Below are 13,688 nucleotides of genomic sequence, written 5' to 3'. Positions count from 1 at the left end.
AGTTCGCATACCCAAGCGGGGGGCGCTACATATCCTATTTCCCCTTAAGGAAATCCGACGCTGAGTAGACAAGGCAGCGCCGAACACCACGCGTTCGGCCTGCTCGGCGCAACACATTGTCATACACAATTTCAGTACGGTCGTCGTTTGCTATTGCGAATAGCACTGCGCCAAGAGCATGCGGCTTAGTACCAATTAAGCCAACCCGTAGGAGATCATCGGGTCGAATCTTGGATATTCTTTCTATTTCGTAGTATAAGCTGAAAGGGCAATTGGACTTGGCGTAAGAGAGATTCCTGATTGCCTTTTCCTGCTCCAATCCTACTGCGTTCGCTACAACGGAATCGAGCGGGTAGTGCGGCATGAAACCCGGTATTCCAAGGACGGGGAAAACTTTTCCATGCGAAGGATCCACTTCGTTGAGCATGTGAAGGAAACGCGCACCTTCGAAGCCTAGAAGTGGAACGAAGCAAGCCTCGCTTGGACGACGATCTTCCAACTTTGCAAACTGCGGTAAGGGGCGGATGCCGCCAATGCGTTCACTCAGGTCATAAATGATGCCCCGGTCCGGCTGCGACGTTGAACTATACGAGGCTGGCTCCATGTATACGACCATCAACTCACGGCCTGCCTCGATACACACACGCACGAAGGGGGCCCAAGTCGCGTGGTCCAAGCCGGTGATATCAAGATAGATCGGATCTGGAAGCTTTAACAACATCGTCTCGATCGGGGCCCGACGGCGAGTATGAATTACGCCGTGGCCTGCCAAATCAGTTGAAAACGATCCGCTTGATTCGCTTGTGACCTTGACAAATGTAGTTGTTGGGTAAGACGAATGTAAATGTTGAGAAAACTTACTTCGCGGCTCTTCGCCTGTGGAATATATATAAGTCCCACCTGGCAGAAGAGCTAAATCTAGCGGCCCCTCAAATTCGGTTGTGAACAGTGGCCGCAACCTAATCGTGCTCATAAAAGCTCTCAAATAAGCGTAGCTGACCCGGCAACGGACTTTCTGGGCGCTGCTCCCCCCCAACAATGCGCCTGATCGCTCGCTTAGGCTCGTTCATAAGCTCCAGTATGTCCCGCGCCTTCAACTGTATCTTGCGCATGTCGCGATGGCTAAAGCCGAAAAAGGCAGCAAAAATTGGATGAACGGCATAGTCATATGCTTTCAGGTCTACATCTGTCCGCTGACTTGAGACCCGCCTTACTAGAGCTAAGTGCATTACGCCTGCCTGTATCAGGGGTTCGACTTCGCTGACTGATTCGCCCTCCGAGATGTTGAAGCGAGTGATTTCGGGCCGTTTGCCTTCGGGCTCAAGAGCAAGTGTTTCAAATAGGCGACCTAGTGCAAGAACAAGACGCGTCAGCTGGGCACCGTGTACGCCCAAACCTTCCAGTTCTTTTACGTTGCGCCCACCAACGGCGATTGCCGCCTTTGTTTGAAGAAGCGGGGAGATTGCCTCCCCCTCAGCGAGTCCACCGTCAATACGCTGCAATCGCAACGCCTCTCCTATTAACTGTAGTAGATAACGAATGTTACCACCTGCGAGAAGGACAAATGTACGCCAGCCAGCATAGTACTTGCGCACTCCGGGTCGACTACCTCGAAGGGTAAACAGTAAAGGAACTTTATAGTTGTGAAGACGGCTCTTCCAAACCTCAGGATCATCATGTCGGGAACGAGCCATCTCCCCAACCGGTTTTTTCTGCGAATGTGCCCAGTATAAGAGTAAAGCTAATTCTAAATCACTAGCATCCTCAACAAGCTGCACAGCAGCGGGGTCGGTACGCTCAAGCTCCGCAAGCGCTTCTCTGGCCTTCGCGTCGACGCCGAGTAGCGTGGCCTCCTCATCTATTGAAAGGCCTGGAAGCATAGCCTCTAGATCAATGCCCTCGGGAAACCGTCGTGCAGCTCGCAATCCACAAACCTCGGTTGCAAACGCATAAAACTGGTCACCCTCTAGACGCTGTCCGATATCAATTCGTTCATAGTCGGCTGGGGCTTGAAGCTGCTCACTATGATTTATTGTACTCCGTCGCCGCCACCCAAGTTCCCGTACGCCTATCTTAAAAGTATAATCAGGACCGGAGTGCTTTATTAGAGTGTTCACAACCTCCTGCTGATCGTCGAGCAAGTTCTCGAATTCATCGAGAATAAAAAACAGCTTCTTACCTTTGAATTGGGGTAAGCCAAGAACGGCGCTACAGGCATCATCTATCAGTGCGCCCTGAAGCGACATCTTTGGAAGGTGATCCGGATCGATATTGTTGACCCAGGACTCGAAGCGGCGAATACCCTTCTGAATCGATACTAATAGTCCATCTTGTGTGCCTGTGGACTCGCAATACAGGCCTTCCGAAAGATTAAGGCACTGGACTTCTGTAAGTGTCTCGACGTTCGGATGTAGGGATCGGTGCCATTCCAGAAATTCTACAATGCGCCCACACATAAGAAGATTGAGGTAATGCGCAAAAAGCTTCTGCCATTGCCTTTCATTTAGCTCATCACCCTGAAAAACCCGTACGCTATTAGTGTTTACTTTGTAGTAAAAGCCGTAGTACTTCCATTCGCTAATGCGTGATGTATTTTCGCCCTCGAGCATGAACTTGCCTTCGTAGGACAGGCATCGCAGAACCGTGGTCTTCCCAGTGCCTCGACCGCCCACCAGTACGCAGGGCCTGGCGGTTTCCAACTCCGGAAAATATGTTGGCCTGCTGAATATTTTGAAGAGAGCATCGCTGAGTAATTCAGCACGGTAGATACCAAAGAGCTCTGCGAGATCGGCGTTCTCAATTTTTTCGCTCATGACCGGCGCACCAAGGGTTGCCATCCGTTGGCATCCTCGAAAAATAAGGGAAGATTAGCGTCTGGCACCGAGTCCTCCATCGCAACACCTAACCCCAATCTATGATAACCTCGCCAGTCCCGTAAGCCTCCGTTTATGGCGTTGTACCCTAAGGAATGCCCAATCCGGCGCGCTAGCCGTATTCCGTTCGTAACCTGGCCCGCCGGCCATATCACAGAATCGCAACGGGCATGGTTGTGGTCTAATGGAATCATATTACCTGTCAGTAATCGCACGGTCGGTGCGTTAAGCGTGATCCGGTCCCTGCCGTACTGGGTCATAAATACGTTACAGTAAAAGATAGGTGACGCCCCGCTTAACTGAGCAAAAGACCGTGTGCCAACGGCTGTCTCGTGCTTTCGCCGCCAAGTGCGTAGAAATTGATCACCAGATCCTACGAAGTCGTCGACAAATACGACCGGAGCGGTTGAGCCATTCGCTATAGCCTCAACGGCCTCCTGGGGTTGCATCAGCTTTCCCTCAGCAATACCCAGCAGTTGCCGGGCCTTTCGCGCAAAACCCCATCCACTGTCAGAAGGGTTTGGCCTCTCGCCCATCACCGGTACAACGATCGCCTGATCGCAGAAAGCTTGCCATCTCGCCTGTCGGGTAGGAAAATCTTCGCCGCGCCGACCCACATAGTTTGAAACGTCGTGAAAGGCGGAGACGAACAACCGATCTACGAGAGCATGAGAAAGGAAAGTGAATCGGCTTAACATCTGCACAGCAAGCGGTCGATCCGCTCGCTCGAAATTTTGAAGCCAGCCTCGGTATTCAATTTTTCCGCGCGGCCAGATAGCTAGATCGATCAAGCGATCACAGGCGTCCAAGACCTGAAACTCATCGGCCAACTGATTGAGATTCGACATGGTCGTCGTCTAGCTTCCTATTCCTCCCGCACAAGCTGATACTCGGACATATTGGTACAAAAGCAGACGCTTCTGCTAAACGACGATCTGCATCAACGAAGCCACTGAGATATGGCGAGCGCCAGTCCCCCTTGTTTTACTCGTGAGCTGCGACTGCCCTTCCGGCGAAAGTAGGCCTTTACGGATACGACCGGCTAGCTCCGGCTTGCACCGGATCCTCAATACACAATCAGTGAGACGTGCGCTTCCTGATGCAACGATCGCGATTTTGCGTTCCAAATTACGGTCGACGCGAGCTAGCAGAATGTCGCCAGCGACAGCACTTACGTCGGCTAGGGCTTTCCCGGCGCGCGGCAGTCGAACCTTCCCTCCTGCCGTGGAAGAAAAATCGCTAGAATGAAAAGTTGGTTCTGCGGAAGCAGATGCTTCTAGGGAGCTTAAATTGCCCCGGCGGATCTCAACCCCCAATTCGCGCAGACTGGTGCATCCCGGCCAGCTTATCTGCGCGTCTTTGTCGTGATATGCATAATCGAGCCGTACCGTAGCGACCTCGGGATCGATGATGACGGGCTCTGCCCATTCACCGAGTGTATTAATCCGGTCCAGCCTTACCTTAGATCCGGTACCACCCCGCTCAACTATCACGATAAAAGTTTGGGCATCTGTGTTTTTGAAGGCACGTCGCGGAAGCTGAACAACACGGCTTACTCGATGAGATCGAAGTAAGCATTCCCGAAAGGGTTGTGTCTTTTGAGCAGAAATTAGAGAGTCTGGCAGTATGAGTCCCAGGCAACCACCCGGCCTAACGAGTGTCATTGCCCGAGCGACGAATATTAAATCCGCCGCGATGTCGCCAATCACCGCGGAAGGGGCCGGCAAGCCAGCAGCTCTAAGGATACCTTCATATGCAGGTGACCACTCCGCCGCGCGATACGGAGGATTGGAAATGACTAGGTCTATTGGCTTCGTACCACAGGTAGCAAGCGAGTCGAAGGTATGGTGTAGAACGTCTGCAGTAACGTGTCGGTGAACTACCCCTTGATGTGGCGAGATTATGCGATTCATTTCTGCCTCAACGGCGGCGTCAACGTCGACTGTCATTAGCTCCCGTCCAGGCCAACGTCGGAGTGCGGCAACCGAAAGCGCGCCCCCTCCGCAGCCTAGGTCCAGGATGGATGCCGGCGAAAGGTCCTCGAGGCTGTCGATCAACACCTCACCCAACCAAGCTGGGCTGTCGAACCTACAGTGCCGTACATCTGTCATCGCATCTCGCTCCTGATGTACGATCGTCTACTCCAAGGATCAGGCGGGTACCACCTTTCGTTAGACCCAGCAGCGAGGACGGATGGGCGGGCATTTCATGGCGGCATCATCCAGAACTGATAGTTGCGGTTTGATGCCCCCTTCCAAACCCGTGCCCCCGAGAAACATGCTATTCCCCCCGCCTCGCCCGCGTTCTTTTTGTATCGCAAACGGTGCGATCGAGCCACGGAAGGAAAGCGGCCTAGATCCTAGTCCGCGCTACCCTTTTCCAGGCTTATACGCCGGTGCGATTAGGTGCGCTTCGTTCAAACCCTGTCACTCGCAAGCAGGCAGATGCTTCGCAGGGGCATTTGTTGAGTTCGGTGCCGCTAGGCGGCGCGAACTCAGCCATCAGTTCGCTGCCTTCGCTAATGACACGTCGAGTTCGCTTAGGCGGACCGCGAACTGCCGACCTTCTGCAGGCCCCCCTTTGTGAACGATGCCAACGACCTCTCCATTCGCATTTAAAATTGGACCGCCGGACATACCCTGCATGAGCTGCTGCGTCACCTCAAGCAGCTGCACCCCGCCCCGCGCTGTGAGTGAACTAACGGTGCCGGGCCGGACGTTGAACCTTTCGCCCAGGCCCCAGTCAGGGTAGCCGATTGCCGTGACCACGTCGCCGATCGCAGCCGGTACTGGCGCGCTCGCTAGCTCGTAGTATTCAAGTTCAGGAATATTGGAATGATCTAAAATGGCGAGGTCCCTGTTCTTGTCATAATGCAGGACCTTGGCAGAAAATTTAGTCGTGTGTTTTGAAGGGTGCAGCACTTGGACCTGCGCAACGTTTCGAACGCAGTGTGCCGCGGTTACCAGGCCAAAACCCTTCAGAAAGAAGGCAGAGCCATTCTGCTCCGGATGATCAACAACCCATACAGCACGGTCGCGCCGTTCCTCGTTCGTGGGGCTCAATTTGATCGAGTTTCCAGAGAAGCTTTTGTTATAGCGCTGAGTGAGCGATCGCACGACTGGATCAGTCTGACCCTTGAGGTGCGCGATATAAGAGATCTTGCCGCGAAGATGGTTTGCCAGCGTCCCCTTTCCCCCGGACGAGATGTAGAAAATTTCGGCGTCAGTGAGGCCGAAGATTTCAATGCTATGTAGGAGAGCGCGAATTCGACGGATGTAGCGCCTGTCAACATTTAACCCAGCGTTAATTTTGACGCCAGTAACCATTCGACGAGAGTTTCTATCCGCATAATGTGCTTTGTCTGGATGCACGATGAAGCCGTTGCCGCCGATCGTCGCTTTCAGCTCCGTTGAGAGCAGATCTGGAGAAAAGCGGCCGACGGTCGGTATCACGCCGTCGAATATCGGCGCAGGCGGCTGATAGCTCGAGAATGTGAGGTCGTCGGCATAGCGGGTATAGATGGCCCGCGACTCTTTCGCGATTTGCTGCAGGTCTCTATCGAGACGATAGCAGATCATGTTGGATAGCACCGGGCTTGTCGACGCGCCTTGCGGCAGATGTCCATTAAAGCAACACAGGCGGGCGACAATTTCAGCGACGCGGCGATCAATTCCCAATGACCGAAGGAGGCCGACGATTCTATTTTCCGTGATAGTCGGAAAGAAGTCTTTGAAGTCCAGGTTTACAACGTAGCGCCGGTTTCCATGTGAAATAGCGTTCGTTTTTACCGATCTATCGGTAACGAAGCCGTGGACAGGGCTACGGACCCTGTATAGCCGATCGATTAGAGGCATAAGCTTGCCTTGGATGATCTTTAATCGTTTGTTAGGTGCGGTTATCGTCCGCGTCTTGCCCGATCCCTTAGCTATATTAAACTGTGAATACATTCCGCCCCGGTACCACCAGATCTTTTTAAGCTCGGCAGCAGTCATCCCTAGGTGCGCAAGCAACGTGGGCTCGTCGACAAATTCGGCAGGGATCGGGATAGGTACTAGTTTACCGAATGCGCGGCGGGCGGATTGCACGAGGTCTCCCTTCCAATCCCGCCAAGGAAACGAAGCAAACTGGCGGTGATGATGTGTGGAGACATTCGCTCTTAGGTCGCAGTTACACAACCCGTATGCGAAGGAAGACCCCGTTGGCTCGAGGTCTATCAGTCTACGCCCGGTTCATCCAGTGCCGATCCAAAATTCTATGAGTCCTTTCGATGGCCGCATGATCTTTGATTGCTGGTACCCTGGGCGTTGACACCGGTTGAATGAGCGGAAGTTTTAAGAAGTGTTTTGATTGCCGTTCCGCGCTTACGCGACCGTGCAGCAAACACGGCGGAAATAGGTGAGATGGCACCGAAATTGCGCATCCTCCCTAGGATGCACGGGACGGCGCAAGCCGGCACGCTCACCAGCGGTCGCTGGATGATGAACCCGTTGGGTTCGGGGCCTCGGGGGCTTGGTGGAGCTTCAAACTGCGCACGCCATAGGCGTTCTTTTTATATTTAGATCTTACAGGGCCTCTGTCTGACCGCTCAACGGATTTGCACTATCAACAGAAAGGCGGACCTTCGCGAGCAGGGCGCGCAGCTCGAGATTCTGGACTTCGGCAATTACGTCGTCGACCGTCGCGGTGTCGATCTTCTTCTGCCGCGCGAGCTTCTCCGCGACGGCGCGCACGAACTCGCTCGGCCGACGCAGCATGCGCCTCACGCACTCACGAACGGTAGGGGGCTGAAGGAGGATGTAGGCGTTCGGGATCTGCTCGGTTTGCTGCTCGTCGGGCAGGGCGTCCTCGATAGGCTGGCAACGCCGGATCCAGTCGAGGAAGCCGCACTTCTTCAGACGATCGAGCGCTTCACCTACCGCGCTGCGTGACCGATGTATCTTGTCGGCAATCTGTTGGTAGCTGAGATCGAGACGCCCGGTCTTGCGACCGCGCATCCGGAGCATGAGGCGCAATACTTCTAGCCCGATCGCGCCCAGTGCGCCGTTGCGTTTGCCGGGAAGCTTCGTCTCGTGGTCGAATTCCTCCGCGGCGCGCATGCGGGCGTTATGCTCCGTAGCGGAGAACATATTGTGCGCTCGCCATAGCGCGACTTCCGCGCCGCCCGCATTCTGACTGTTGCGCCGGACTGGTTGACCGGAGCGTGCGCGGTCGCGGATGCCACTGGTGACTTCGCTAAACGAGCGGGCGATATTGCTCGCGCCGGATGATGGGCGGGGGAACGTGGCGGCGGGCAGTGAATTCGACATCGTGTCGGCTCCCGAAGGAAGTCGATGGCAGGCAATCGGCCGGCGCTGGAGCCGGGATTGCGGGGCTCGATGTCGATGGTGTCGCCTCCGGTGCGGTTCCGGTGCAGTCCGCTTTCGATCGCGGATTTCTGCGGGCTACAAGGTGCGGGGCTCTAGAATTTCCCAAGCAAGAACGTTAGAAGTCCGGGCTAACGGCTTCGTTCGTAATGCGGGGGTCACAGGTTCGAGTCCTGTAAGCGGCACCATTTCGAGAATCGTCGATATCATTGAAACTGGTTCGAACTGGTGTTTGCCGATATCGAACAATGGCAGCCGGACGGTAGCGGCGAGGTTCAACCTCGCGGTATCGAGTCATCCCGCCTATTATCGGTCCGAATATAGGATTCTATTGGTCAACTGATCACTTCCCTCACGGTGGTGGACAATCTCGTCGCTGATTGCGCACGATGTTCTGCGCCAACTCGATTCTCCACAAGAGACAAATGTCGGGCCACGCCTTCCTGCTGAAACCGACAATCGCTGAGTTCGATGCTGGTCAAAGACCCAAAGCAGGGGGCGCGGTGCTGCTGCGTATCACGAGTTCGTGTTGGAGTGTAACCTGCTGTGACGGGCTTGCGCCGCCGCGGAGGATGTCTACGAGCAATTCGACCGTGCGGCGGCCGATCATGCCTTTGGGCTGGGCGATCGTCGTCAGCGGGGGCTGAAAATAGCGCGCGAGGGGGAGATCGTCGAAGCCGATGACCGAGACGTCCTTCGGGCATTTGAGCCCCGCGTCGCCGATCGTGCTGAGCGCGCCCATTGCCATCTCGTCGCTAAAGCAGAAGATCGCGGTGACGTCGTGCGCGAGCAGGTCGCGGGTCTGGTCGACAGCCGAGCCGGCGGAATAATCGCCGACCCGGATGTGGAGGCCATCGCGCAGGCCGGCGCGGGTCGCGGCGTCGATCGCGCCGGCGAGGCGGTCGCGGCTGATCGGGCTGATCTCCGGGCCGGTGATCACGCCGATCCTACGGTGGCCGAGGCCGATCAAATGCTCGATCGCGTCGGCGCTCGCCGCGGCGTTGTCGATGTGGACGCTAGGGACGCCGAGGTCGGAGCTGTATTCGCAACCGTTGACGATCGGTGCGGCGGTGCCTTTGCGCGCCAGCAGCGGCGCGAGGCTGGCGGGCAGGCGGTGGCCGAGAAAGATCAACCCGTCGACCTCGCGGCGCGAGAGCATGTCGGCATATTGATCCTCGACCTCCGGGTCGTGCCGCGTGTCGCCGACTACGACCGAATAGCCGGCGTCACGTGCAGCTTCTTCGGCGCCACGGATGACGCTCGCGAAGAACGCGTTGGAGATGTCGGGGACGGTCAGCAGGATCTTGGCGGCGCGCAACGTCCGCAAGCTGCGTGCGGCGACGTTGGGCGTGTAGCCGGACTCGCGAACCACCTCCAGGACGCGTCGCCGCGTTTCCTCGGCCACCTGTTCGGGGCGGCTGAGAACGCGCGAAACCGTGGCGGTCGAGACGCCTGCGAGAGCGGCCACTTCGATGATCGTCGGCATAAGGCCGTCATGTATCCGGTCGTCGGCACTGTCGATATATATCCGATGTAATCCTTTACATTCGATTGGAGGCTCCGTAGCTTCATGTCCGACAAGCAGTAAAACTGCGATCGGAGAGGTGGCGAATGGCCGTTGCGGACACTGCACAATATTCAACAGGCATGGCCCAATCGGGTGGTCTGCTGACCGGCCGCCTGAGCGCGATGATGTTCATGCAGTTCTTCGTCTGGGGCGCCTGGACCGTCACGCTCGGCCTCGTCATGCAGACCGTCGGCATCGGCAACCTCATCGGCAACGCCTTCTCGGTCGGACCGATCGCGTCGATCGTCGGGTCTTTCCTGCTCGGCATGGCGGCGGCGCGGTATGTCAGCCCGCGGATGCTGATGGTCATCCTGCACCTGGTCGGTGGCGTGCTGCTGTTCCTGCTCCCGGCGCTGGTCACACCCGAGAACGGACAGACCTTCGTCTGGCTGCTGCTTTGCTACATGATCCTCTACATGCCGACGGTGGGCCTCGCGAACACGATCGCGTTGAAGAGCTTTGGCGAGCGGACCGACAAGTTCCCGTTCGTCCGCGCGTTCGGCACGCTCGGCTGGATCACCGCGGGACTGATCATCGGCTGGGCAGGGCTATCGGCGAGCCCCGAGATATTCCGCGTTGCGGCGGTCGTCTCCATCGCGCTGGGGCTCTACAGCTTCACGCTGCCGAACGTGACGGCGGATGCGCCCCGCGACGAGAGCGTGCTCCGCCAAGTGTTCTGCGTCGAGGCGTTCGGGTTGCTGAAACAGCGCTCGTTCCTAATCTTCATGACCTGCGCGACGCTGATCTCCGTCCCGCTGGCGATGTATTACGCCTATGCGTCGCCCTATGTCGGCGCGACCGGCATCAGCAACGTCGGCGGCACGCTCGCGATCGGGCAGATGTCCGAACTCGTGTTCATGTTCTCGATGCCGTGGCTGTATCGTCGGTTCGGCGTGAAGCCGTTGCTGCTGGTCGGCATGGCCGCATGGGCCCTGCGCTATGCTTTGTTCGCGATCGGCGATGGCGGATCGTCGTTGTGGGCGGTGTATCTCGGCGTCGCGCTGCACGGCGTGTGCTATGATTTCTTCTTCGTAGCGGGCGCGATCTACACCGGCACGATAGCCACGCCGAAGGGTGTGAACGCGCAGGCACAGGGCATGCTGACGCTGTTCACCTACGGCGTCGGAATGCTGCTCGGATCGCAGATCGGCGCGCTGCTGTACGCGCAGCTGCCCGCATCGCCGACCATCGCCGACTGGCAGCATATGTGGTGGTATCCCGCGATCGCCGCGGCGGTGATCGCGTTGCTGTTCCAGTTCACGTTCCGTGACGACACGAGGAAGATCGCAGCATGACCGGCATGAAGGGCCCAGGGATATTCCTCGCGCAGTTTCTCGGAGATAAGGCGCCGTTCGATACACTCGACGGTCTGGCGGAATGGGCGGCCGGGCTAGGCTATGTCGGCGTCCAGATCCCCTGCAACGCGCAGTTGATCGACCTGAAGCTAGCGGCGGAAAGCAAGACCTATTGCGACGATCTTCGTGGGAGATTGGCGAAACACGGCGTCGAAGTCACCGAATTGTCGACGCATCTGCAGGGACAACTGGTCGCGGTGCATCCGGCGTACGACACGCTGTTCGACGGCTTCGCGCCCCCCGAAGTCCATGGCAAGCCTGCCGAGCGCCAGATTTGGGCGGTCGAACAGGTGAAAATGGCGGCGCGGGCGAGTGCCAACCTAGGCCTGTCCGCGCATGCCACCTTCTCCGGCGCGCTGGCATGGCCGTACGTCTACCCCTGGCCGCAACGCCCCGCCGGGCTGATCGAGGAAGCCTTCACAGAACTCGCCCGCCGCTGGACCCCGATCCTCGACGTGTTCGAGGAAGCAGGCGTCGACTGCGCAATTGAGGTGCATCCCGGCGAGGACGTCCATGACGGCGCGACCTGGGAGCGGTTCCTAGCGGCCGTCGACAACCACCCCCGTGCGCGCCTGCTGTTCGATCCGTCGCACTTCGTGTTGCAGCAGCTCGACTATCTCGACTTCATCGATCGGTACCACGACCGGATTTCGTGCTTCCACGTCAAGGATGCCGAGTTCAATCCGAACGGGCGCACCGGCGTCTATGGCGGCTACGAGAACTGGGTAGACCGCGCCGGCCGGTTCCGTTCGCTCGGCGACGGGCAGGTCGATTTCTCGTCCATCTTCAGCAAGATGGCGCAGTATGGCTATGACGGTTGGGCCGTGCTCGAATGGGAGTGCGCGCTGAAACGCTCCGATGACGGCGCCCGCGAAGGCGCACCGTTCATCCGCGATCACATCATTCGCAAGACCGAGCGCTCGTTCGACGACTTCGCCGCCAGCGGGATCGATCGCTCTGCGATCCGCAAGCTGCTCGGACTGTCCGAGGGGCAGGCATGAGCCGGCTTCGTCTCGGCATGGTCGGCGGCGGGGAAGGGGCCTTTATCGGCGCCGTCCACCGGATGGCAGCCGGGCTCGACGGCGATTGGGACCTCGTCGCGGGGGCGTTCAGCACCGATGGTGGGCGCAACACGCGCACCGGCGCGCTGCTCGGTCTGGATCCGCAGCGGGTCTATCCATCGATCGACGCGTTGATCGCGCACGAAATGACGCTGCCCGCGGACCAGCGCATCGAAGCGCTCGCGGTCGTCACGCCGAACCATCTCCACGCGCCGATGGCGATCGCGGCGCTGAACGCCGGCTTCCACGTCTTCTGCGAAAAGCCGATGGCGATGAGCGTCGTCGAGGCCGAAGCGATCGCCGCCGCCGCCAAGGCCAGCGGCCGCCACTTTGCGCTGGCGTTCACCTATAGCGGCTACCCAATGATCGAAGAGGCACGCGCTCGGATCAAACGCGGCGATCTCGGCGCGATCCGCCTAGTCCAGGTCGAGTATCTACAAGGCTGGCTCAGCCAACCAATCGACACCGACGGTAACAAGCAAGCGGAATGGCGGACCGATCCCGCGCGCGCCGGGCTCGGCGGGTGTCTCGGCGATATCGGCACGCACGCGTTCCAGCTTGCCGAGCATGTCTCCGGTCTGTCGGTGCAGTCGGTCTCGGCGGACCTCACCACGCATGTCGAGGGCCGCCGGCTCGACGACGACGTCAGCGCGCTGCTCCGGTTCGAGGGCGGCGCGCGCGGCGTGCTCAAGGCGAGCCAGGTCGCGGCGGGCGAGGAGAACGGGCTGCGGTTACGTATCCACGGCGAACGCGGCGGGCTCGACTGGTCACAGATGGAGCCGAACACGCTGACGCTCCGCTGGCTCGATCGCCCGACCGAGATCGTGCGGACCGGCGGCCCCGGCATGCTCGACGCGACCGCCACGCTGGTGCGGACTCCGGCGGGGCATCCCGAGGGGTACATCGAGGCGTTCGCCAACCTCTACCGCGCATTCGCCTCAGCGATCCGCGGTGATGGCAACGACCGTTGGTTTCCAGGCGTGACCGATGGCCTGCGCACGATGCGCTTCATCGAAGCGGTGATCGCCAACGCCGCATCGGACCAGAAATGGACTTCAGTAAATCCGGGAGAGAATGAATGAAGTTGCTCATGGCCTTGGTCGCGGGAAGCATCGCGGCGGTTGCGGCGGTCACGATATCCGTGCCGACCACCGCGCAATCGACTGCAGCCTCGCCCCCGGCGTTCGCCGCCTGCCGCGCGTGTCATACCGTCGTGAAGGGTGGCCGCAACGGCATCGGCCCGAACCTGTACGGCGTGGTCGGCCGTGCCGCCGCGGCGACGCCCGGCTTCAATTATTCGGCTGCGATGAAGGCGTCGAAGCTGCGCTGGGACGAGCAGACGCTCAACGAATATCTCGCCGCCCCCCAGAAGAAGGTGCCGGGCACGCGGATGCCGATCGCGACGCCCGATGCCGCCAAACGTGCCGCGATCATCGCGTACCTCAAGGCGGAGGGTGCGAAGTGATCGC

General features: G+C 58.4%; 11 protein-coding genes. 4 read left to right on the top strand and 7 right to left on the bottom strand.

Features of this window, described 5'->3' with window-relative positions; all coding sequences use genetic code 11:
• Positions 1–34 precede the first annotated feature (34 nt).
• The 7 genes from J4O76_RS02070 to J4O76_RS02040 form a co-directional block, all read right to left on the bottom strand.
• Entirely contained in the window at positions 35–973 is a 939-nt protein-coding gene (locus tag J4O76_RS02070; protein ID WP_426279954.1) for a hypothetical protein, read from the bottom strand.
• Positions 960–2,837 (bottom strand): hypothetical protein, encoded by a 1,878-nt coding sequence (locus tag J4O76_RS02065; RefSeq protein ID WP_426279953.1) that lies wholly within the window; start codon positions 2,835–2,837, stop codon positions 960–962. Before J4O76_RS02065 ends, J4O76_RS02070 begins: the two co-directional genes overlap by 14 nt.
• Positions 2,810–3,571: a phosphoribosyltransferase-like protein gene (locus tag J4O76_RS02060; RefSeq protein ID WP_426280393.1), complete on the bottom strand. Its 762-nt coding sequence runs from the start codon at positions 3,569–3,571 to the stop codon at positions 2,810–2,812. Before J4O76_RS02060 ends, J4O76_RS02065 begins: the two co-directional genes overlap by 28 nt.
• Before the next feature lie 225 nt (positions 3,572–3,796).
• The gene (locus J4O76_RS02055) at positions 3,797–4,984 is read right to left on the bottom strand and encodes an N-6 DNA methylase (RefSeq protein WP_426279952.1); all 1,188 of its coding nucleotides are present in this window, start codon (positions 4,982–4,984) and stop codon (positions 3,797–3,799) included.
• Between the two features lie 390 nt (positions 4,985–5,374).
• Positions 5,375–6,958, bottom strand: coding sequence for a trypsin-like peptidase domain-containing protein (locus tag J4O76_RS02050; protein ID WP_426279951.1), 1,584 nt, complete (start codon positions 6,956–6,958; stop codon positions 5,375–5,377).
• Positions 6,959–7,435: 477 nt separating this feature from the next.
• Positions 7,436–8,179 carry a hypothetical protein gene (locus J4O76_RS02045; RefSeq protein ID WP_426279950.1) on the bottom strand — a complete coding sequence of 248 codons (744 nt, stop codon included), beginning with the start codon at positions 8,177–8,179 and terminating at the stop codon, positions 7,436–7,438.
• Between the two features lie 535 nt (positions 8,180–8,714).
• Complete coding sequence (locus J4O76_RS02040) at positions 8,715–9,722, bottom strand: LacI family DNA-binding transcriptional regulator (RefSeq protein WP_426279949.1); 1,008 nt, start codon at positions 9,720–9,722, stop codon at positions 8,715–8,717.
• Between the two features lie 161 nt (positions 9,723–9,883).
• Here J4O76_RS02040 and J4O76_RS02035 point away from each other — a divergent pair, with 161 nt between their 5' ends.
• The 4 genes from J4O76_RS02035 to J4O76_RS02020 are packed head-to-tail and all read left to right on the top strand — an operon-like array spanning position 9,884 to position 13,684.
• The gene (locus J4O76_RS02035) at positions 9,884–11,098 is read left to right on the top strand and encodes an MFS transporter (protein ID WP_426279948.1); all 1,215 of its coding nucleotides are present in this window, start codon (positions 9,884–9,886) and stop codon (positions 11,096–11,098) included.
• Positions 11,095–12,159, top strand: coding sequence for a sugar phosphate isomerase/epimerase family protein (locus J4O76_RS02030; RefSeq protein ID WP_426279947.1), 1,065 nt, complete (start codon positions 11,095–11,097; stop codon positions 12,157–12,159). The genes J4O76_RS02035 and J4O76_RS02030 overlap by 4 nt, the downstream gene beginning before the upstream one ends.
• Positions 12,156–13,301, top strand: coding sequence for a Gfo/Idh/MocA family protein (locus J4O76_RS02025; protein WP_426279946.1), 1,146 nt, complete (start codon positions 12,156–12,158; stop codon positions 13,299–13,301). Before J4O76_RS02030 ends, J4O76_RS02025 begins: the two co-directional genes overlap by 4 nt.
• Positions 13,298–13,684 (top strand): c-type cytochrome, encoded by a 387-nt coding sequence (locus J4O76_RS02020; protein WP_426279945.1) that lies wholly within the window; start codon positions 13,298–13,300, stop codon positions 13,682–13,684. The genes J4O76_RS02025 and J4O76_RS02020 overlap by 4 nt, the downstream gene beginning before the upstream one ends.
• The last annotated feature ends 4 nt before the right edge of the window (positions 13,685–13,688 follow it).

Origin of the sequence: Sphingomonas sp. NFX23, from assembly GCF_049887795.1 — a bacterium.
Classification (GTDB): domain Bacteria; phylum Pseudomonadota; class Alphaproteobacteria; order Sphingomonadales; family Sphingomonadaceae; genus Sphingomonas.
Note: the sequence above shows the minus strand (reverse complement) of the source record. Positions and strands in the feature narration are given on the sequence as shown.

Excerpts from the sequence above, each read along its gene's own strand:
- J4O76_RS02025 (WP_426279946.1), top strand. The coding sequence starts at position 12,156 with ATGAGCCGGCTTCGTCTCGGCATGGTCGGCGGCGGGGAAGGGGCCTTT.
- J4O76_RS02040 (WP_426279949.1), bottom strand. The coding sequence starts at position 9,722 with ATGCCGACGATCATCGAAGTGGCCGCTCTCGCAGGCGTCTCGACCGCC.
- J4O76_RS02045 (WP_426279950.1), bottom strand. The coding sequence starts at position 8,179 with ATGTCGAATTCACTGCCCGCCGCCACGTTCCCCCGCCCATCATCCGGC.
- J4O76_RS02060 (WP_426280393.1), bottom strand. The coding sequence starts at position 3,571 with ATGTTAAGCCGATTCACTTTCCTTTCTCATGCTCTCGTAGATCGGTTG.
- J4O76_RS02030 (WP_426279947.1), top strand. The coding sequence starts at position 11,095 with ATGACCGGCATGAAGGGCCCAGGGATATTCCTCGCGCAGTTTCTCGGA.
- J4O76_RS02035 (WP_426279948.1), top strand. The coding sequence starts at position 9,884 with ATGGCCCAATCGGGTGGTCTGCTGACCGGCCGCCTGAGCGCGATGATG.
- J4O76_RS02070 (WP_426279954.1), bottom strand. The coding sequence starts at position 973 with ATGAGCACGATTAGGTTGCGGCCACTGTTCACAACCGAATTTGAGGGG.
- J4O76_RS02065 (WP_426279953.1), bottom strand. The coding sequence starts at position 2,837 with ATGGCAACCCTTGGTGCGCCGGTCATGAGCGAAAAAATTGAGAACGCC.
- J4O76_RS02055 (WP_426279952.1), bottom strand. The coding sequence starts at position 4,984 with ATGACAGATGTACGGCACTGTAGGTTCGACAGCCCAGCTTGGTTGGGT.
- J4O76_RS02020 (WP_426279945.1), top strand. The coding sequence starts at position 13,298 with ATGAAGTTGCTCATGGCCTTGGTCGCGGGAAGCATCGCGGCGGTTGCG.